Raw genomic sequence first — 20,697 nt, forward strand, 5'->3', positions numbered from 1 at the left:
GAATTTGAAAGCATTGTAAAATCTGTATTTTTGCGACCTCAAAATCATCCTGTTATCACCTATTTTACTGATTTCAAACCTAATTTCATCCTGTTGATAGGACAGGATTACATTCAAACATTTCGATTATAAATGAGCACACAAACTCCAAAAATTCTTTACACTCTCACTGATGAGGCTCCAGCGCTAGCAACTTATTCTTTTTTACCTATAGTAAAAGCTTTTACCCAATCAGCTGGTATTGAAGTTGAAACTCGCGACATTTCTCTTTCAGGAAGAATTATTGCAAATTTCACCAATTACCTTAAGCCGGAACAGCAGCTTAATGATGCTTTGGCTGAGTTAGGGGCCATTGCTAAAACCCCTGAGGCTAATATCATCAAACTACCCAATATCTCTGCTTCTATTCCCCAGCTCAAAGCAGCAATCAAAGAATTGCAAGAGAAAGGATATGCACTTCCAAACTATCCGGATGAGCCCAAAAATGATGAGGAAAGAATTATCAAAGACACTTATGATAAAATCAAAGGCTCTGCGGTAAATCCGGTTCTAAGGGAAGGAAATTCAGACAGAAGGGCTCCGCAGGCAGTTAAGGCCTATGCCAAAAAGCATCCACACTCCATGGGCGCGTGGTCTGCTGATTCTAAAACCCGGGTAGCAAGCATGGAAAGTGGGGATTTTTGCGGAAGTGAAAAGTCCCACACCTTGACGAAGGCAGATGAAATCAAGATTTTGCTCAAGGCAACGAACGGAGAAGAGTTCGTTTTGAAAGAAGGCCTTAAGCTTTTGGAAGGTGAAATCATCGATGCTTCTACCATGAGTGTATCTGCCCTGCGTGACTTCTTCAAAAAGGCTATTGCCGAATCGAAGGCAGAGGGTGTGCTTTTCTCTCTTCACATGAAAGCAACCATGATGAAGGTTTCTGACCCCATCATTTTTGGACATGGAGTTAAGACCTTTTTTGAGCCTGTATTTGCAAAATATAAAAATCAACTTGAGGAGGCGGGTGCTGATGCCAATAATGGTTTCGGAGATGTACTTGCAGCGATTGATAAACTAGATCAGAATCTGAAAGCTGAAATCTTGGAGGAGATTGAAGCATGTTTGTCCGATCAGCCTGATTTGGCAATGGTGAATTCTGACAAAGGAATTACCAATCTTCATGTTCCATCTGATGTGATCATTGATGCATCTATGCCGGCTATGATTCGTTCGTCCGGGAAAATGTGGAATAAAGAAGGTAAGCTGCAGGATACGCTTGCGGTGATTCCTGACCGAAGCTATGCGGGAGTTTATCAAGCTACCATTGATTTTTGTAAGAAGCATGGAGCATTTGATCCCTCGAAGATGGGTTCGGTACCCAATGTCGGTCTTATGGCTCAAAAGGCAGAAGAATACGGGTCACATGACAAGACATTCGAGATTTCCCATGATGGGGAAGTGGAAGTGATTAATCAGGATGGAGATGTTTTGATTTCGCACTCTGTGCAAAAAGGAGATATCTGGAGAATGTGTCAAACCAAAGATGCTCCAATTCAAGACTGGGTTAAGCTTGCCGTAACGCGTGCAAGGCTTTCTGATACCCCTGCAGTATTCTGGTTGGATCCACAGAGAGCCCATGATTCTGAATTGATCAAAAAGGTCAATGCCTGCTTACTCGACCATGATACCGAGGGACTAGAAATCCATATTATGTCTCCAATTGAGGCTACTAATTTTTCTCTTGCTAGAATCAAGGAAGGATTGGATACTATATCCGTCACGGGAAATGTCCTTAGAGACTACTTGACAGACTTGTTCCCAATTTTAGAATTGGGTACCTCTGCAAAAATGCTCTCAATCGTTCCTTTGATGAATGGGGGAGGTCTATTCGAAACCGGTGCGGGAGGATCTGCACCAAAGCATGTGCAACAATTCACTACAGAAGGTCATTTGAGATGGGATTCTTTGGGCGAGTTTTTGGCTTTGGCGGTTTCTTTGGAACATTTGGGCAGAACCTATCAGAATGACCGTGCTATGATTTTGGCAGAAACACTCGATCAGGCTACCGGAAAATGGCTTGAAAATGATAAATCTCCTGCGAGGGTAGTCGGCAAACTCGATAACCGGGGAAGCCATTTCTACTTGGCAATGTATTGGGCCGAAGCTTTGGCTGCTCAGGAGAAAGATGAGGAATTGAAGCGGAAATTTGTTCAGGTTGCTGCTGCTTTGAATAGCAAGGCTGCTGAGATAGAAGAGGAGTTGAACGTAGCACAGGGCAAGTCGGTCGATATCGGTGGTTATTTCCGTCCAGATACAGAAAAGACTGCTAAGGCCATGCAGCCGAGTGTTCTATTCAATCAAATTTTAGACTCATTAAATTTCGTGGAAGCGTAAAAAATCAAAGCCGCAGCTCAAACTGCGGCTTTTTTATCCTTCTTCAAAATTGACATTTTGAGCTTTGAGGAATTCTTTGATGATGCTTACATGGATACATTCACCTAGATGAATGAAGGCATAGTCGTTGATTTTTTTTGTCTTTCCATGGGCAACTATTTCCTTATCCTCAATATCAAATCCCAGGTGAAGATGCTTTGTCCGGCTTTGCATGCCGACTATTCTGCCCTCATCATCAAATAATGGACCGCCACTTTGACCGCGAAGACCCGGCGTGCTGAGTTCGATGCCGTATATTTTCTTGTTTTGGTCTCCCAAAAATCGGGTAAGCATTCCTTCAATCGGAAATCTTGGGGATCGGGCTACTCCGTTTGAGGTCCATTCAAGTTGGTTTTTCTCAGCATTAAACTGAAAATTGGAAAATTCCGGGAAGGGAAAGCCCAGGCGGCACAGCATTGCTCCCGGCTGAACACTCTGATCATCTTTCAAAAAGCGTGGTTTTCCCTGTGATAGGGACTTGTCAAACCCTTCAAATTTTAATAGAGCCAGGTCAAAGGTAGGATGAAGGACAAACTTGATGTTTTTTATTTTATCTACACAGTCCACAAAGGTAATCCGCATTTCGCAGGCTTTATCTTGTGAGAGATTGAGTGATTTTGCCAAAATATTTTGCTGCTTTCCACTCAAGGAAGGACTTTGGTCCAAGAAGCTTCTGTAATTCTTATTGATAGCATCCGCTTGCATGATCCATTGTGCGACATGCTTGCAAGTAAGAGCCCAGCCTTCCTGATTGACAAAAAATAAAGTAGCCGAACCCCGTTGGATATTTTTTCCTCCAAAATTTCTCGAAATTGAATGGATAGCCCGGGTGAATCCGGCGACTTCCTGAATAGCTTTTACGAACATAAAAAGGTTTTATTGGACAAATTTCAAATTAGGGATTGATTTTTCAAAAGCCTTTGAAATGGAGAATTATTTGAAAAAATCTTCGAAATCGATTGAAAAAGGAAACAAGCGTGATGTGTAAATGAGCCAGTTGTTTTGTTTTGGGCTAGCCAAAAAATTGTAATAACTTTAAGCCAATTCTTATATTTTAAACCTGACTAGGTGAACTAGCTTTTAGATCAAACCTATATCAAAAACAATAAAATCATGAGCAAAATCAAAGTTGGAATTAACGGATTCGGAAGAATTGGTCGATTGGCATTTCGAGCAGCCCAAGAGCGGGATGACATGGAAGTGGTAGCAATCAATGACCTGATCGATGTAGATTACATCGCATATATGTTGAAGTATGATTCCACCCACGGGACTTTCAAGGGCTCTGTGGATGTCAAAGACGGCCAATTGGTGGTAAATGGAAAGTCTATTCGCGTGACTTCAGAAAGAAACCCTGCCGACTTGAAGTGGGGAGAAGTAGGAGCTGACTACGTGATCGAATCTACCGGAATTTTCCTAACTAAGGATAAAGCACAAGCTCACATCGATGCTGGTGCCAAAAAAGTAATTATGTCTGCACCTTCGAAGGATGACACCCCGATGTTCGTAATGGGTGTAAATGAACGTTCTTACACTCCAGACATGACCTTTGTTTCTAATGCATCTTGTACTACGAACTGTCTAGCTCCAATCGCTAAGGTTCTCAATGATAACTGGGGAATCGAAGAAGGTTTAATGACTACCGTTCACGCTACCACTGCAACCCAGAAAACTGTGGATGGTCCTTCAGCAAAGGACTGGAGAGGTGGAAGAGGAGCAGGTCAAAACATCATTCCTTCTTCAACAGGTGCAGCAAAAGCCGTAGGTAAAGTTATTCCTGATCTTAACGGAAAGTTGACAGGGATGGCATTCAGAGTTCCTACTCCGGACGTATCTGTAGTCGATTTGACTGTCAGACTGAAGAAGCCTGCGAAGTATGAAGAGATCTGTGCAAAAATGAAAGAATACTCTGAGGGAGCAATGAAAGGAGTTTTAGGATACACGGAAGATGCTGTGGTTTCTAATGACTTTCTTGGTGACTCGCGTACATCCATTTTTGACGCTGGAGCAGGTATCCAACTCTCTGATACCTTCGTGAAAGTAGTCTCTTGGTATGACAATGAGTGGGGTTATTCTTGCAAAGTCTTAGACTTGCTAGCCTACATCGCTAATAAGTAATTCATAAAAGCTCCTGAGAAGGAGCTTTTTTTATGGCTGGATGGAAAGAACTAAATGAAGCTTTAGAAGTTATTAATCTATTATGAGTACTTATCTTCCTTTCTTTCCATTGAAACTTATCGCTTTTCCCGGAGAAGAGCTTAATCTACACATTTTTGAGCCACGTTACAGGGAGCTTTTAGCGGATGTTGAAGCCTCAGGAGGTTCCTTTGGGGTTTGTGCGTATTTGGATAAACTTTCCGGATTCGGAACGGAAGTAACCCTCGAAAAGGTTTATAGGCGCTATGAAGATGGCCGACTCGATGTTCAGACTAAGGGAAAAAGGGCCTTTAAAATACTCTCTTTTCATAATCCTATGGAAGGAAAGTTGTATGCAGGAGGAGAGGTAGAGTTTATTGAAAATATTCCTGTCACAAATGCAGTCCAGAATCACGAGTTTATATTTTATCTCAAGGAATTGCTCTACCTACTCCACTTTCCAAATGAAATCGATCCTTCGGCCACTACTTCTTTTACTTATGCTCACAAGGTAGGGCTTAAGTTGGAAGAAGAATTAGAGTTACTTCAGATTGAAGAAGAAGGAAAGCGGATGGATTACCTCATTAGACATTTTAAGCGAATCATTCCTGTAGTAAAGAGTATTGAGCGGGCTAAGGAAATCATCCGTCAAAACGGTCATTTCAAAAACCTAGACCCATTGAACTTCTGAGAGGGCTAGAGTAAATCATATTCGAAAAATTCTTGAAAACAAAAAAAAGCAGGTTTTGAAACCTGCTTTTTGCTTTAGATTCTTCTAAAAGGCTCTCCGATATCGCTTTGCTCATCGGGATAGACTTCTCGCCCTATTAAGAATCTCTAAATAACTGTGATCCCGCTGGGGCTCGAACCCAGGACCCTAACATTAAAAGTGTTATGCTCTACCAGCTGAGCTACGGAATCAAAATTTCAAATAAAAAGCGGACAATATCCGCTTTGTAAAGTGATCCTGTCAGGACTCGAACCTGAAACCTACTGCTTAGAAGGCAGTTGCTCTATCCAGTTGAGCTACAGGACCCAGTAAAATTGTCGGGGTGGCAAGATTCGAACTTGCGACCTCCTGCTCCCAAAGCAGGCGCGATAACCGGGCTACGCTACACCCCGAGAATTAGTTTGATCTTACACTTTTGTAAGGTTTCTCTTTTTTTTCTTTGAGCTTTTCGATATCGATTTGCTCTTCAGAATGAGTCTCTCGATCAGTCAAGAAGCTCAATATAACTGTGATCCCGCTGGGGCTCGAACCCAGGACCCTAACATTAAAAGTGTTATGCTCTACCAGCTGAGCTACGGAATCATTTTTGGCTTAGAAATCCTCTCGAATTTCCATGTAAATATTTGTCAAATCTGGCTCCCAACCTTGCTTTTTGGTAGATCATTGCCTTAATTGGACTGCAAATTTATGACTCTTGAATTTAAATGCAAAGCACTAGACCAATCTTTCTGGTAAATCTTCTGTTCTTTTTCTTGATTGTTTTTCAACCTGTTTATTCACAGGAGGTTACGAATTCACTTCTTAAAGCAGATTCTTTGTTTGAAAGCAGAAGTTACAAGGAAGCCTTCGAAATTTACTCTGAAAACTATCAGGAAGGACTCTATTCTCCAGCCATGCTTTTGAAAATGGCCTTCATTGCTGAAGGGATGGGCGACAACGAGCAGGCTACACATTATTTGGGTAAGTATTATGATCTCAATCCCAATGAACAAATTATCTCCAAAATAAAGACATTGACAGGGCAGACTACGCTGTTTGGATATGAGGTAGACGATAGAGATAGATTTGTTCTTTTTCTAGTGAATTACAAGCAATACCTATTGATTGCTCTCTCAGCTATCCTGCTGCTTTCAGTAATCATGATTTTTTGGACGAGTCGAAAAAATGAATCTCGTGTCAGTTATTGGCCGACCGCCGTATTGATGATTTTGATCTTTCTTGTCAATAATTTTTTGGATAAGCCAATTACGGGCTTGATTACACATAGTCCTACCTACATTACCACGCATCCAAGTGCAGGGGGCGAGCTAGTCGATCAGATAGAGCCTGGTCACCGTGTCAAAATCAAATCGTCAAAAGATATTTGGTTTGAGGTAGAATGGAAGAATCAGCGAGCTTATATCCGAAAGGATCATATCACTAGACTTTGATCCGAAATATGAACTAGCTTTCTTCCTGAATCCCAATAAATCGGGAAGGGTCAGGCTAATTTAGAGCCTAATTCTTAATCCGTGTTAAAGCATAAAAAAATCCCGAAGAAATTCGGGGTTTTTTGTTCCAATAAGATATTAAACTCAAAGTTCTTTTATTCTGATATTTCGGAAGTGAACGATGTCTCCATGGTCCTGAAGAGCAATTCGTCCTTTTTTGTACTTCCCAAATCCAGGCATATCCTTGAATTTACTATCGGCAATCATTGCTTCCCATTCTGGAGTCCACATCGTGGTTTTTACGACATCAACCCCGTTGAGACGAAGTGTTAACTCACCATCGTTTGCGATGATTTCAGCAAGATTCCATTCGCCTACCGGCTTGACAGTTTCTTCACTACTCACAATTAGATCGTAGAGGTCTCCTGCCCGGTGACTGATGATTTTTGCGTCAGGGTGTCCGTCATTGTCCAGAACTTGCATTTCTGGACCTGTCTGCCACGGGTAATCATACTCTTCAGATTCATTGACAAGGAAGATGATGCCGCTATTTCCGTTAGGGGCTATTTTCCATTCTGTCTGAAAGTGGAAGTTTTCAAACTCCTGATCGGTTACGATATCGCCGCCATCTCCGGTTTGCCATCCATCCTTATTCGCTGCATCAAGGAAAAGCTCTCCATTTTCTATTTTCCAGGCTTTACCAACTTCTCCACCTCCGTATTTGTGCCAGCCGGTGAAAGTCTCTCCATCGAAAAGGGAAATCCATTCAGACTCAGCGGGAGTGCTTGTTTCAGTCATAGTTTCCTCGGAGGCTGTATCGCTACTTGGGGAGCTGCATCCCCAAGCCATTGCTAGTCCTGCTACTAGTAGGTATTTGATTCGTTGCATGGTCAATTATTTTTTCAAAAGTAAAACGTATCTAACCATATCTTTTGCATCCTCTTCACTCAATCCTGGATGTGCTGGCATAGGAACTTCTCCCCATACACCGACTCCACCATTGATTACTTTTTGAGCGAGCATGGTTACATTTTCTTCTGTGCTTTCATACTTTGCAGCTACTTCAGCATAAGAAGGTCCAACGATTTTCCGCTCTACCATATGACAGGATTGGCAATCCGATCCTTTCACTTTTTCTAAGCCTTTGATATAAATCGGGTCATCCTGATATTTTTCCTCCAAACTCATTTCCTTCGCGGGAGCAGAACTGCTAGCAGCTGGAGAAGTGGTAGAAGTAGACTCGGAAGAGCTTTCTCCACCGCCACAGGCAAATGTCAAACTAGCCAATGCTAGTACTCCCAAACTGATTTGATTTTTAATTTTCATTCGATTGTAATTTGATATTTAAATGTCGTTTATCTTTAGGCTTGAAGAGGATATCGTACAACTATCCTAAGTCTTTACTTCACTTTTTGATTTTGCTAATTTCCGAAATATTGATTTCTGGATTTCTTAAATTCCTAAGATTTTTTTATTGAAATTTTCATCTGCGCCACTTCCGGCAAAGTCATCAAAGGCTTTCTCGGTGACTCTAATGATATGAGCATCGATGAATGGAGCTCCTTCTGCAGCTCCTTGCTCTGGATGCTTGATCGCGCATTCCCATTCTAGCACCGCCCAACCGTCAAAATCATATTGCGAAAGTTTACTAAAAATTCCACCAAAATCAACTTGACCGTCACCTAATGATCGGAATCTACCTGCACGCTCTACCCATCCTTGGAATCCTCCATAGACACCTTGCTTACCGCTTGGGTTAAATTCAGCATCTTTCACATGGAACATTTTGATCCGGTCGTGATAAAAATCGATGAATTGTAGATAATCCAAGCATTGTAGCACGAAGTGACTTGGGTCGTAGAGGATATTTGCACGTTTGTGATTATTCACTTTTTCAAGGAACATCTCAAAGGTGATACCATCATGAAGGTCCTCGCCAGGGTGTAATTCATAGCAGACATCTACGCCATATTTGTCAAACTCATCCAAAATGGGAGTCCATCTTCTGGCCAATTCAGTAAATCCTGTATCGACCAAACCTGCAGGACGCTGCGGCCATGGATAAACAGTATGCCACATCAGCGCTCCAGAGAATGTCGCATGCGCAGAAAGTCCAAGATTGTGTGAAGCTTTTGCAGCATACTTCAATTGCTGAGTAGCCCATTCGGTTTTTGCCTTCAGATCGCCTGCCATCGATGCAGGTGCAAATCCATCAAAAAGTTCATTATAGGCTGGGTGAACAGCGACAAGCTGACCTTGCAGGTGAGTGGAGAGCTCAGTAATGACCAACCCTGCCTCCTCGACCGTTCCAGCTATTTCATCTGCATAATCCTTGCTTTCCGCAGCCTTTTGAAGATCAATCATTCTTGCGTCCCAAGAGGGGATTTGAACTCCCTTATAACCTAAATCTGCCATGTACTCACAGATATTTTTCAGGTTATTGAAAGGTGCTTGGTCATCCGCAAATTGCGCCAAAAATATGGCTGGTCCTTTGATCGTTTTCATTATGAATTTTTATTTTAGGTTTAAGAGTTATTTATTTTTCAACTACAAAAGAAGTCCATTTATATTCGGTCTCGGTACTTTTCAAGACATGTTCGATGAAGGCCATCCCACGGATACCATCTTCAATACCTGGGAAATCCTTCCATTCCTCTTTAGGAGTTTCACCATTACGCTCTGCATAAATACATCGTGCGAAGTTTCTGTATAAGTTGGCAAATGCTTCCACATATCCCTCAGGATGACCGGCAGGAGTGCGGGTGTTTTCTTGTGCTAGGGACCCGAGATAGCCAGTTCCAGCTCTGAAAATTTGTGCAGGTTGGCCTGGGTAGCGAACAATTAGACTGTTGTTGTCTTCTTGTTGCCATTCGATTCCGCCTTTGTCACCAAACACCCTGATTTTTAGATTGTTTTCCAAACCTGTATCGGTCTGAGATGCCATTAGAACTCCGGATGCGCCGTTTTCAAACCGCATCAAAACAACCCCGTCATCGTCAATCGGGCGTCCTTCGACTTTGATGTAAAGGTCAGCACAGATTTTTTCTACTTTTTGCCCCGAGACATATTCAGCTAGGTGGAAGGCATGGGTACCGATATCTCCCATACATCCAGCCATTCCGTTTCGCTTGGGGTCTGTTCGCCATTCGGCCTGCTTGTTGTCTTCTTTTTCAAGGAGTTTATACAGCCAGCCTTGTGGGTACTCTACGTATACTTTGTGAATTTTTCCCAGCTTTCCCTCTTCGATCATTTGCTTGGCTTGCTTAATCATCGGGTAGCCAGAATAAGTATGTGTCAGTAAAAACTTCCGATCGCTGTTGCTGACGATATGATAAAGCTCTTTTGCTTCTTGATAGTTGAGTGTGAGGGGCTTGTCAAGCACTACATGAAATCCAGCCCGGATGGCTTTTGCAGTCGGATCAAAATGAACATTATTTGGGGTGACGATCACCACAACATCAATTCGCTCATCTTCGGGAAGCTGTAGCTCCTTTTCGAACATCTCATCGTAGCTGGAGTAGACCCGGGAAGGGTTGAGTCTGAGCTCTTCGCCTCTTTTTTTAGACTTTTCAGGATTAGATGAAAATGCTCCAGCCGCAAGCTCAAACAGGCCGTCCATCAGTGCGCCGTTGAGGTGAATCGCTCCGATAAAAGAGCCCGGACCACCACCGACAAGACCAATTTTTAGTTTCTTATTCGTGGACATAGGTTATCAGGTTATTTGGATTTGAAAATAGTTGAATAATCGAAAAAAAGCCATTTTTTGCTGAGCTTCACAGATTATGTTTACAAATAGCCCCATCCCGTTATGAGTGGCTTTTTCAAAATAATTATCGGCCTAATTTCGCAAATTCAAAGGACTTGCTTAAAATACGCTAAATTCACCGAATTCTAAACTTTGACTTAATTCCCAACCCAGTTTTTCTATGAGTCTATTTGTGCGGATGCGCCTGTCTTTTATGATGTTTTTGGAGTTTTTCGTCTGGGGCTCTTGGTATGTGACGATGGGTACATTCTTGGGAGCGAATCTAGGAGCAAAAGATCAAGAAATTTCCCTGGCCTTCTCCACCCAGTCTTTTGGAGCAATCATAGCCCCGTTTATTGTGGGATTGATTGCAGATAGGTATTTCCATGCGCAGCGGATCTTGGGAGTGATTCATCTCTTGGGGGCCGTACTGATGTATTTATTGTATAGCAGTGAGGATTTTTCATGCTTTTTCCCGCTTTTACTCGCTTACATGATTCTATTCATGCCGACTTTGGCCTTGGTCAATTCCATTTCTTTCAATCAAATGAAGGATCCGGCAAAGGAATTTTCTACCATTCGTGTTTGGGGTACAATCGGATGGATAGCAGCAGGAATTCTCATCAGTGCCTTAGCATGGGATAGTACAGATGGGCTCGAAAGCGGACTGCTTGGCAATACTTGGCTGATGGCTTCAATTGTTTCTTTGGTGTTGGGGATTTTCAGTTTCACCTTACCAGCAGCACCCCCTCGTGCAAGTAGTAGTGAAAAGATCAAACTATCGGAGTTGTTAGGCCTGGATGCCTTGGCTCTTTTGAAAAACCGGAATTATGCCATTTTCTTTTTGAGTTCTGTCCTGATCTGTATCCCGCTTGCATTTTATTATCAAAATGCCAGTCCATTTCTGACCGAAATTGGAGTAGAGAACTCTACCGGAAAAATGACAATCGGACAGATTTCCGAAGTACTCTTCATGCTAGCCTTACCGATCTTTTTTTCAAGATTTGGAATCAAAAAAACATTGATTGTTGCAATGCTTGCATGGGCTATTCGGTATGTGTTTTTTGCCTATGGTAATGCGGACGAAAATGTTTGGATGCTGCTAGTAGGAATAGCACTTCATGGAGTTTGCTATGATTTTTTCTTTGTCAGCGGGCAGATATACACGGATGCTCATGCTGGGCATAAATATAAATCCTCCGCTCAGGGATTAATTACCTTAGCTACTTACGGGGTGGGGATGTTGATCGGCTTTTGGGCTGCCGGGCAAATCTCAGATTACTACCTCATTTCGCCAGGATTACATGACTGGCAGTCGATTTGGCTAATTCCTTCTGGTATTTCCGTTTTGGTTTTACTATTTTTCATACTCTTTTTCAAAAAAGAAAAAATCTACCCTCAAAATAACCCATCATGACCAAACCTATCAACCCAGGAAGAAGAGAGTCTTTCAAGAAAGTTTTGCTTGGAGGAGCAGCTCTCGGGAGCCTAAGTTCATTTGATTTTGAAGAATCAAAAAAACCTTTATCTCTCAAAGGAAATATCAATCACGGAGTTTGCCTGTGGTCCATGCGTCCCCTTTCTTTGGAGGAATTATGTGCAGGAGCTAAGAAACTCGGAATACAAGGTGTGGATATTGTAGGCCCGGATGCCTATCCCACGCTTCAGAAATATGGGCTTCAGTGCTCCATGTCAAATGGTGCCGAAATTAGTATAGCCGATGGCTGGAATGATCCAAAATTCCACGATCAATTGGTCAAAAACTATGAAGAAGTCATTCCCATCGTCGCAAAAAATGGGTACAAGAACTTGATTGCGTTTTCCGGTAATCGAAGAGGGATGGATGATGAAACTGGTTTGGAGAATTGTGTGAAAGGCCTAAAACGGATTATGGCTACAGCTGAAAAGCATGGTGTCGTGATTCAAATGGAGCTACTTAATAGTAAGGTGGACCACAAAGACTATATGTGTGATTTGTCCCCTTGGGGCATAGAATTGTGCAAAAGGATTGATAGTGAAAACTTTAAGCTGCTTTATGATATTTACCATATGCAGATCGATGAAGGGGATATTATTCGCACAATTAAAAACAATTACCAGTACTTTGGGCATTATCATACTGCGGGTAATCCTGGAAGAAACGAACTGGATCAAAATCAGGAGATCAATTACCCTGCCGTCATGCAGGCCATAGTTGATACTGGATACAAGGGATTTGTGTCCCATGAATTTGTTCCAAAACAAGAGGATAAATTGCTTGCTTTGCAGCAAGCGATTGAAGTCTGCGATGTTTGAAAATTAATTAACCAATAAACCATATAATTTATGGCAAATGAAAAGTATGATGCGATTGTAGTCGGGTCAGGAATAAGTGGCGGTTGGGCCGCCAAAGAGTTGACGGAAAAAGGGCTGAAAGTATTGCTCTTGGAGAGAGGACCGAATGTCGAGCACGTAAAAGATTACAAGACAGCAACCTTGCCACCTTGGGAAGTACCTCATCGAGGTAGGAGAACTATTGAAATGCTAGAAAAGCATCCTGTTCTCCGTAGAGATTATGTGCTGAATGAACTGAATGTAGACTGGTGGGCACACGAAGACGAGTCTCCATATGTGGAGGAAAAGCCATTCAACTGGTTCAGAGGATATCAAGTTGGTGGAAGATCTTTGCTTTGGGGAAGACAATCCTACCGCTTGGCAGATATTGATTTTGAAGCAAATGCGAAGGAAGGAATAGCTGTGGATTGGCCCATTCGATACAAAGATTTGGCACCTTGGTATTCATATGTAGAAAAATTCGCAGGGATTTCTGGAAATAAGGATGGCTTAGATATTCTTCCTGATGGGGAGTTTATGCCTCCGATGCCGATGAACTGCGTGGAAGAAGATGCCGTAAAGCGGATCAAGGAACATTACAAAGGAGCCCGCCATTGGATTATGGGCCGACCAGCCAACATTACTCAGCCACTTCCAGGCCGGGTAGGCTGTCAATACCGAAATAAATGCTCATTGGGCTGTCCGTTTGGGGGTTATTTTAGTACCCAAGCCTCAACCTTACCAGCTGCAGATGCGACAGGAAATCTTACGCTAAGACCTTGGTCTATCGTGAGAAGATTAATCTATGATAAGGATACTCAAAAAGCTACCGGAGTAGAGGTATTGGATGCAGAGACTAATCAGACTGTAGAATATGATGCCAAAATCATATTCCTCTGTGCTTCGGCGTTCAACTCCACTGCGATCTTGATGCGTTCTGCCACTGATATTTGGCCAGGCGGATTGGGATCTAGCTCGGGTGAATTGGGTCATAATGTGATGGATCACCATTTCCGATTAGGAGCAAGAGGAACCATCGATGGATATGAGGATAAATACTATTTCGGTAGAAGACCTACAGGCCTTTACATCCCAAGATTCCGAAACTTAAATGGTGAAAAACGAGATTACGTACGTGGATTCGGTTATCAAGGTGGTGCGAGCCGCAGTGGATGGAGTAGAGACGTTGCCGAATTGAACTTTGGGGCGCCAATGAAGGATGCTTTGACTCAGCCAGGTCCATGGAGTATTGGATTTACTGCTTTTGGAGAGATTCTTCCTTATCATGACAACCATATCCGTCTCAGTGACACCGTGAAGGACAAGTGGGGAATGGAAGCTTTGGTAATGAACGCGGAGATCAAGGAGAATGAGAAAAACATGCGGAAAGACATGATGGCTGATGCAGCTGAAATGCTTGAAGTAGCTGGATTCAAAGACGTACAAACCTACGATGCAGGTTATACATTTGGACAGGGTATTCATGAAATGGGAACCGCTCGTATGGGTCGCGATCCAAAAACATCGGTACTGAATGGAAATAATCAGGTTTGGGATGCCAAAAATGTATTTGTCACTGATGGAGCTTGCATGACTTCTGCTGCTGCTCAAAACCCATCCCTGACCTACATGGCCTTGACAGCGAGAGCAGCAAATTTTGCAGTTGAAGAATTGAAGCGTCAGAATCTTTAATCAGAAAACAGAGAAACTATGAATATGAATAGAAGAGATGCACTCAAAAGCGTAGTCCTGATGATGGGAGGAACCATGGTCGGAGCTACCGCTATTCTGACAGGATGTGCACCGGATAAACAAATTAAAGGATTGGATTTCAGTCCAGAGGACATCGCTTTTTTGGATGAAATTGGAGATACGATCATTCCAGAGACTGATACTCCAGGGGCAAAGGCTGCCGGAATCGGCACTTTCATGGTCATGATGGTCAAAGACACTTACGATGAAAACCAACAGAAGACCTTTGTGGATGGATTAAATATGATTCGTAAGGATTTCAAAGATTCAAAAGGCGTGGAATTTGAAAAGGCTAGCGCTGAAGATCGTTTGGCCTATTTGAATGGCATGTATGAGCAATACAAAAGTTCAGAAAATCGCGAGCCTCAAATTATTTACATGCTGAAAGATTTGACCGTTTTGGGATATTTTACTTCAGAAATTGGGGCTACCCAGGCTTTGAATTACGTAGAAGTACCCGGTCGATATGATGGGTGTATTGACTTGAAGCCAGGCGATCGGGCTTATGCCATCTAAGAATTGATTGTTTAGAGTTTAACAAACCTCGGGATTTCAGATTCCGAGGTTTTTTATTGCATCCACTTTTCTCGCTGAGGAGTTCCTTGCTCAATTTGAAATTTGTATTCCGGGAAAAACTGAGTCGATGATTCCTTGATTTTATAAGAGTAGGAATTTCCATTGATCCGATGAACCTCTAGCTCACCTTTAGGACTTACATTTTTGATTTCGTCACCCAGCATGAGCACTTGGTAGGCGAAGCTGTCCGGATGGATCTTTTTTACGGATGCTCCTTCCAGTAGAACACCTAAATTGTTTCTGAGATAATCATTTTGGAAATCCTCTTCTAGCTTAATTCCTAGAATCGGCAAGATCTCTTTTAAATGCTCTATGATGGACTCTTTTCCTGAAATGTATCCACTGTAGAAACCCATGAAGTCAAATTTTCTGCTGACTTTTTCAACCTCTCTCCAAAAAGAATATTCCTGATAGCCCCGCATTTTACTTCCAAATCTCTTCCAAGCAATCTGCATGAACTCTGATAGAGATAAGCCATCATTCAAAAGATGGATGTCCAAAGCAAGTGCAATAAGTGCCCCGTTGGAATAAATGTTTTGTCTCCGATCAGGAATCGACTTTTGATAGCCATCCACCCAAGTGTCAAAGGAGGATTCTAAAATGCTTTGATGTCTCCATCCAAAGTCTTCCGAAACTCGTTGAACAGTTCGCTGAAGTTTATCGAGAAACTCAGATAGTGACCAAAAACCGGATTTGAGTAAATAGAGGTCCCCCATGTAAGAGGTGATTCCCTCCAAAATCCATCCTGACTCGGTATAGTTCTCCACACTAAAATTATACGGAAGAAGTGCTTTTGGCCGGATTCTGCAGACATTCCAAGCATGATAGAGCTCATGGCTGCTGATACCCATAAGTTCATGAAAATTTTTGGGATTTTTGAGGCTTTCTGCTGGGCCATAAGTAATCACAGTTCCTCGTTTATGCTCTACTCCATGATAATGAGTATAAGGGAGAAGTTGAAAAATGAAGTGATATTCCTCTTCTGGAAACACCCCAAAGTCATTGATTAGCTTCTCAGCAACTTTTTGAAGGGATTCTAGGAATTCATATTTGTTGAAATAGATATCTCCTTTAAACCAACAGTGAAATTTGATAGAATTCACCTCGAATTTATTGTTCATGATCTGCTTAGTCGCCAGAATGGTTGAATCTGCCAATTGCTGGAAACTACTTGCCCTGAATTGGTTTGAATTTATCGAGTCAAGAGTAGTTACCTTGACAGGATAGGGGAAACGGGTCTGAACCTGACATTCTGTGGGAGCTACTCCACTGACCTCCATACAGCAGTTTACAAGATTCAAATACACCTGCTCATCGTCTATCCACGAGGATCCGGCATCCATTTGACCGGCAAAAAACTGGTATTTGACAGAATATTCTCCCTCTTTGCTAGCTTCAAATTGCCAAATAGCTTTCGAGACTTTCATGAATGGAACTTCTTCTCCAGAGAAATCCTTTACTGCAAAATCTCTTATAAATTTCGCATAATTAGCCTCTTGGTATCTTCCGGCACGCCATATGGGGAGTTTTAGGGATATTTTCCCCGATGCGGATACTTGGAAACTTATGGAGACTTCCAAGAACTGAGAGGTAGGGTATTGTACCGAAAGCTGGTAATGGATCATAAATTTATCAGATTCAATGAGACAAATATTTATGGTGTATTTGTATTTCAAAATTGACTACGTATCTTTGCAGTCCTTTTTGGGGTCAAAGTCCAAAAGTCAAGAAACGAAAGCAATAAAATAAAGATATTCGATCATGAAAAGAACATTTCAGCCTTCCAATAGAAAAAGAAAGAATAAGCACGGATTCCGTGAAAGAATGTCTTCTGCTAATGGTAGAAGAGTGCTTAAGGCTCGTAGAGCAAAAGGAAGAAAGAAGCTTAGCGTTTCTTCTGAGAAAACACTCAAGAAATAATATTGAGGGAGATTTTGTAAGTTGCATGCATTAAGCATCCTTGCAATGAATTTCAGACTTCCTAAATCTGAACGGCTCCATAGCCAAAAACTAATCAAGGAACTTTTTGATAAAAGTTCCTCTTTTTTTTTGTATCCCTTTAAGGTGCTTTACCTCGAGGGAGAAGAGACCAATGGGAACTCACCGCAAGTTCTTTTTTCGGTTTCAAAGAGAAAAATCAATAAGGCTGTATCTCGCAATCTGATGAAACGCAGAATGCGGGAGGCTTATCGTATTAACAAACATTTGCTTTCAGAATCTTCGAGTCAATTATTTATTGGCTTAATTTATGTCTCATCAGACATCATGGAGTTTAAGCAGGTGGAAGAAAAGATCAAGCTTATTTTGCACCGAATTAATAAGGAACAATAAAATGAAAATGAATAAAACCAAGACAAAAATTCTTCTTGGCGCCCTAATCGGATTTTTTCTGTTAGCAGGTTCTGTGGCGTTTACGGTGAAAAATGACAAGCTTTTTGCAATCGCGAAGAACATAGACATTTTCGCCACACTTGTCAGAGAGTTGGACTCTTATTATGTCGATGAGATAGATGCTGATGAGTTGGTCACTGTGGGTATTCAGGCAATGCTTGATGAGCTTGATCCATATACAGAGTACATTCCGGAGGAAGAGTCTGAGGATTTTCGTGTGATGACCACTGGAGAATATGGTGGAGTAGGGGCGTTAATAGGCGCTAGAGGCGAGGGTAGCATGATCATTATGCCATATACCGGTTTTCCAGCTCAAAATGCAGGTTTGAGAATTGCAGACATACTCCTAAAAGTGGATTCTGTCGATGTTTCTCAGAAGAATACCTCAGAAGTATCTGAATTGCTAAAGGGACCAGAAAATACTCCCGTCAAGGTCAGTGTATTGCGAGATGCGGATACTTTGGAATTTGAATTGGTACGAAAGAAAATTTCTCTTAAAAATGTGCCGTATTATGGCAAATTGGATGCATCCACTGGGTATATCAAATTAAGTGATTTTACGACCAATGCTTCGGCGGAAGTTCGGAATGCATTGGTGGACTTAAAAGCACAGGGTGCCGAAAAATTGGTATTGGACCTCAGAGATAATCCAGGAGGACTATTATCTGAAGCGGTTGAGATTGTGAATTTGTTTATTCCGAAAGGTAAGGAAGTGGTCAAGACAATAGGTAAGATTGAAAATGTAAACCGTACCTATAAGACTTCAAAGACTCCGGTGGACAAGAATATTCCTTTGGTGGTTTTGTTGAATGAGCGGAGCGCATCTGCCTCCGAGATTGTGGCTGGGGCATTGCAGGATTATGATAGAGCAGTCTTGGTAGGGAGGAAGTCTTTTGGAAAAGGGTTAGTACAGACGACGATTCCCCTTACCTATAATGCACAGGTGAAAGTGACTACCGCAAAATACTATATCCCAAGTGGTAGATGTATTCAAGCTATTGATTACGCATTGAGTAGAGAAGAAGGTGAAATTCGATCCATTCCGGATTCACTTCGGCAAGCGTTTAAAACGCAAAATGGAAGAACGGTTTTGGATGGGGCAGGTATCGAACCGGATGAGACCGTGGAAGCTTATAGATATGCTCCTATTACCTACAGTTTAGTAGCAGGTAATCATGTTTTTGATTTCGCTACGCAATATTTTTATTCTAAACAAGCAGTGGTAAATATTGAAGAGTTTGAAGTGAGTGATGAGCTCTATGAGGATTTTGTCAGTTTTCTTTCTGATAGAGAGTATGATTACACCACCTATTTGGAGAAGTCTCTAGAGGATATGAAGGAATTAGCGGAGCAGGCTCCATATTATTCTGAAATCAAAGAGCAGGTGGAGGCTTTGGAAAAGCGAATTATACACAATAAGGAGCAAGATTTGATTTCTTATCAAAAAGAGATTAGGAAAGCACTTCGGGAAGAAATTATATCTCGTTACTATTTTCAGGAGGGGATGATTCAGGCGAGCCTTCAAAATGATTCTGTCATTGAGAAAGCGATGGAGTTATTTAGTACTCCAGATAAAATGGGGCAAATTCTCACTGCCAAGTCGGAGTAATGGCTTTGATTCTATCATTGGAGACTGCCACAGACAATTGTTCGGTGGCTTTACATGACCGAGGACGGCTTGTAGCCTCAGCAAGCCATCTGGAATCAGGTGCGCATTCCCGAATGCTTCCATTATTGATGAATCAGGTGATGAATCAAACTGGTGTTAGCTTTCATGAATTAAAGGCTGTTGCAGTATCTGAAGGGCCGGGATCATATACGGGATTACGTATAGGTACATCTACTGCGAAAGGTTTGGCTTTTTCTTTAGATATTAAATTGTTGGCAATAGATACCCTAAAGGGGTTGGCCCACCTAGCCCGCAGTCAAAAACCATGGTTTACTATAATTGCCATGCTAGATGCAAGAAGAATGGAGGTGTACCGAGAGATTTTCGATTCGGAGGGAAAGCAGATTGCAGGTATCGATAGTGAAATTCTGGAGACTGATTCTTTCCAAAAATATTTGAAGGAAGGCCAAGTGTGTTTTGTCGGAAATGCCAATGAAAAGGCAAGTCAGGTAATCAACAGCCCAAATGCCTACTTCTTAGACAGCTTGCCAAATGCATCTTCCATTGGTGAATTAGCATGGGAGAACTATCAAAACGAGCGATTTGAGAGTATACCCTACTTTACTCCGAATTATTTGAAGGAATTTAGAGTTCTGAAGAGTAAGAAAAATCCATTTGCCTGATGAGTGAAATTGTAAATAGAGTGGCGAAAAGCCCAATCAAGTCTTTGAATTTGGAAGAGATTTATCCAAGAGAGGAGCGTGTTGGGTTTGATTTAAAAGATTTTCTGTTTCAGGAGTTGATTTTGAAAGAGCAGGATTTTCGCAAATCATTGAAGGAGTTGGATTGGGAACAGTATAAAAACAAGTGGGTGGCGATTTTTTGCAGTGCTGATGCGATAGTTCCTACCTGGGCTTACATGTTGGTAGCTTCTTATCTTCAACCAGTGGCCAAAGGGTTTGCAATTGGTGATTTTGAAGACTTAGAATTAAATATTGTCAACTTTTTGGTAGACAGCCTTGACCTGGAAGAATTCCAGGATCGTCCCGTAGTCATAAAAGGATGTAGTTCAATTGAGATTCCTTTGTATGCCTATGGAAAGCTTGTTTCCAAGCTTCAGCCTATCTCCAAAACACTGATGTTTGGTGAACCTTGTAGTACCGTGCCGATTTATAAGAAGCCAAAAAGCTGATAGCGAGGTAGTCTCGGTAGGAGGTCAAAAAAAATAAGATTTTTAGGGTTCTTTTGTTTGTCTTTTCTGAACAACTGCGCTATGTTTGCACTCCCAATTCAGGAAAAGCCCTGAAGGAATTTGAATTTGATAAGATAAAAGTGGTGCAGAAAAAAAATATTTAAAAATGTTTTTGCCAGTCAAAAATATTACTCGATATTTGCACTCGCTTTTGGGGAATATAGTCCTCACAATTTCTTGAAATGTCAAGAAAAAAGTTCTTTGAAGTGATGTAAGGCAAATAATACCTGAGAACTAGACAGGTTGACAGCTATAAACAACGAGAGTTGAAAAGCTGTCAGTTATAGACAATTTACAATGGAGAGTTTGATCCTGGCTCAGGATGAACGCTAGCGGCAGGCCTAATAC

At 41.8% G+C, this 20,697-nt stretch carries 19 protein-coding genes and 4 tRNA genes; 13 read left to right on the top strand and 10 right to left on the bottom strand.

Annotated elements, in window-relative coordinates:
- The first annotated feature begins 132 nt into the window (after window positions 1–132).
- Window positions 133–2,376, top strand: coding sequence for an NADP-dependent isocitrate dehydrogenase (locus OU792_RS07355; protein WP_274669868.1), 2,244 nt, complete (start codon window positions 133–135; stop codon window positions 2,374–2,376).
- 33 nt (window positions 2,377–2,409) lie between these two features.
- On the opposite strand, the gene OU792_RS07360 is transcribed toward OU792_RS07355, so the two are convergent.
- Window positions 2,410–3,282 (bottom strand): S1 family peptidase, encoded by an 873-nt coding sequence (locus OU792_RS07360; protein ID WP_274669869.1) that lies wholly within the window; start codon window positions 3,280–3,282, stop codon window positions 2,410–2,412.
- A 246-nt stretch (window positions 3,283–3,528) separates the two neighbouring features.
- Between OU792_RS07360 and gap the strand changes: the two genes are divergently transcribed.
- Window positions 3,529–4,533: a type I glyceraldehyde-3-phosphate dehydrogenase gene (gene gap, locus OU792_RS07365; protein ID WP_274669870.1), complete on the top strand. Its 1,005-nt coding sequence runs from the start codon at window positions 3,529–3,531 to the stop codon at window positions 4,531–4,533.
- A gap of 82 nt (window positions 4,534–4,615) precedes the next feature.
- Complete coding sequence (locus tag OU792_RS07370; RefSeq protein WP_134202886.1) at window positions 4,616–5,242, top strand: LON peptidase substrate-binding domain-containing protein; 627 nt, start codon at window positions 4,616–4,618, stop codon at window positions 5,240–5,242.
- Between the two features lie 157 nt (window positions 5,243–5,399).
- Here the strand turns inward: OU792_RS07370 and OU792_RS07375 are convergent.
- The 4 genes from OU792_RS07375 to OU792_RS07390 all read right to left on the bottom strand — a co-directional run bounded on the left by OU792_RS07375 (window position 5,400) and on the right by OU792_RS07390 (window position 5,863).
- A tRNA-Lys gene (locus OU792_RS07375) sits at window positions 5,400–5,472 on the bottom strand.
- Between the two features lie 41 nt (window positions 5,473–5,513).
- Window positions 5,514–5,587, bottom strand: a tRNA-Arg gene (locus tag OU792_RS07380).
- Between the two features lie 11 nt (window positions 5,588–5,598).
- Window positions 5,599–5,673: transfer RNA gene (locus OU792_RS07385), tRNA-Pro, on the bottom strand.
- Window positions 5,674–5,790: 117 nt separating this feature from the next.
- Window positions 5,791–5,863, bottom strand: a tRNA-Lys gene (locus OU792_RS07390).
- Window positions 5,864–5,985: 122 nt separating this feature from the next.
- Here OU792_RS07390 and OU792_RS07395 point away from each other — a divergent pair.
- On the top strand, window positions 5,986–6,711 hold the full coding sequence (locus OU792_RS07395; RefSeq protein ID WP_274669871.1) for an SH3 domain-containing protein: 726 nt from the start codon (window positions 5,986–5,988) through the stop codon (window positions 6,709–6,711).
- A 144-nt stretch (window positions 6,712–6,855) separates the two neighbouring features.
- On the opposite strand, the gene OU792_RS07400 is transcribed toward OU792_RS07395, so the two are convergent.
- The 4 genes from OU792_RS07400 to OU792_RS07415 form a co-directional block, all read right to left on the bottom strand.
- Complete coding sequence (locus tag OU792_RS07400; protein ID WP_274669872.1) at window positions 6,856–7,599, bottom strand: 3-keto-disaccharide hydrolase; 744 nt, start codon at window positions 7,597–7,599, stop codon at window positions 6,856–6,858.
- Between the two features lie 6 nt (window positions 7,600–7,605).
- Window positions 7,606–8,037 (bottom strand): c-type cytochrome, encoded by a 432-nt coding sequence (locus OU792_RS07405; RefSeq protein ID WP_026946949.1) that lies wholly within the window; start codon window positions 8,035–8,037, stop codon window positions 7,606–7,608.
- A gap of 126 nt (window positions 8,038–8,163) precedes the next feature.
- Window positions 8,164–9,216 carry a sugar phosphate isomerase/epimerase family protein gene (locus OU792_RS07410; protein ID WP_274669873.1) on the bottom strand — a complete coding sequence of 351 codons (1,053 nt, stop codon included), beginning with the start codon at window positions 9,214–9,216 and terminating at the stop codon, window positions 8,164–8,166.
- 31 nt (window positions 9,217–9,247) lie between these two features.
- Complete coding sequence (locus OU792_RS07415; protein WP_026946951.1) at window positions 9,248–10,417, bottom strand: Gfo/Idh/MocA family protein; 1,170 nt, start codon at window positions 10,415–10,417, stop codon at window positions 9,248–9,250.
- A 220-nt stretch (window positions 10,418–10,637) separates the two neighbouring features.
- On the opposite strand from OU792_RS07415, the gene OU792_RS07420 reads away from it, so the two are divergent.
- From OU792_RS07420 to OU792_RS07435, 4 genes are read left to right on the top strand one after another with little or no spacing between them, the layout of a single operon-like run.
- Complete coding sequence (locus tag OU792_RS07420; protein WP_274669874.1) at window positions 10,638–11,873, top strand: nucleoside permease; 1,236 nt, start codon at window positions 10,638–10,640, stop codon at window positions 11,871–11,873.
- The gene (locus OU792_RS07425) at window positions 11,870–12,751 is read left to right on the top strand and encodes a hydroxypyruvate isomerase family protein (RefSeq protein ID WP_035483901.1); all 882 of its coding nucleotides are present in this window, start codon (window positions 11,870–11,872) and stop codon (window positions 12,749–12,751) included. The genes OU792_RS07420 and OU792_RS07425 overlap by 4 nt, the downstream gene beginning before the upstream one ends.
- Window positions 12,752–12,781: 30 nt before the next feature.
- Window positions 12,782–14,461 carry a GMC oxidoreductase gene (locus OU792_RS07430; protein ID WP_026946954.1) on the top strand — a complete coding sequence of 560 codons (1,680 nt, stop codon included), beginning with the start codon at window positions 12,782–12,784 and terminating at the stop codon, window positions 14,459–14,461.
- An 18-nt stretch (window positions 14,462–14,479) separates the two neighbouring features.
- Complete coding sequence (locus tag OU792_RS07435) at window positions 14,480–15,037, top strand: gluconate 2-dehydrogenase subunit 3 family protein (RefSeq protein ID WP_134202891.1); 558 nt, start codon at window positions 14,480–14,482, stop codon at window positions 15,035–15,037.
- A gap of 53 nt (window positions 15,038–15,090) precedes the next feature.
- Here OU792_RS07435 and OU792_RS07440 read toward each other — a convergent pair whose 3' ends face one another.
- Window positions 15,091–16,722 (bottom strand): M61 family metallopeptidase, encoded by a 1,632-nt coding sequence (locus OU792_RS07440; RefSeq protein ID WP_274669875.1) that lies wholly within the window; start codon window positions 16,720–16,722, stop codon window positions 15,091–15,093.
- Between the two features lie 136 nt (window positions 16,723–16,858).
- Between OU792_RS07440 and rpmH the strand changes: the two genes are divergently transcribed.
- From rpmH to OU792_RS07465, 5 genes are read left to right on the top strand one after another with little or no spacing between them, the layout of a single operon-like run.
- Complete coding sequence (gene rpmH, locus OU792_RS07445) at window positions 16,859–17,017, top strand: 50S ribosomal protein L34 (protein WP_081701441.1); 159 nt, start codon at window positions 16,859–16,861, stop codon at window positions 17,015–17,017.
- A 45-nt stretch (window positions 17,018–17,062) separates the two neighbouring features.
- Window positions 17,063–17,428, top strand: a complete 366-nt coding sequence (rnpA, locus tag OU792_RS07450; protein WP_026946956.1) for a ribonuclease P protein component — start codon at window positions 17,063–17,065, stop codon at window positions 17,426–17,428.
- Between the two features lies 1 nt (window position 17,429).
- The gene (locus OU792_RS07455) at window positions 17,430–19,097 is read left to right on the top strand and encodes a S41 family peptidase (protein WP_134202893.1); all 1,668 of its coding nucleotides are present in this window, start codon (window positions 17,430–17,432) and stop codon (window positions 19,095–19,097) included.
- Entirely contained in the window at window positions 19,097–19,780 is a 684-nt protein-coding gene (gene tsaB, locus OU792_RS07460; protein ID WP_134202894.1) for a tRNA (adenosine(37)-N6)-threonylcarbamoyltransferase complex dimerization subunit type 1 TsaB, read from the top strand. The genes OU792_RS07455 and tsaB overlap by 1 nt, the downstream gene beginning before the upstream one ends.
- Window positions 19,780–20,289 carry a DUF2480 family protein gene (locus OU792_RS07465; protein ID WP_134202895.1) on the top strand — a complete coding sequence of 170 codons (510 nt, stop codon included), beginning with the start codon at window positions 19,780–19,782 and terminating at the stop codon, window positions 20,287–20,289. Before tsaB ends, OU792_RS07465 begins: the two co-directional genes overlap by 1 nt.
- The last annotated feature ends 408 nt before the right edge of the window (window positions 20,290–20,697 follow it).

Source organism: Algoriphagus sp. NF (assembly GCF_028823735.1).
Lineage (GTDB): Bacteria > Bacteroidota > Bacteroidia > Cytophagales > Cyclobacteriaceae > Algoriphagus > Algoriphagus marincola.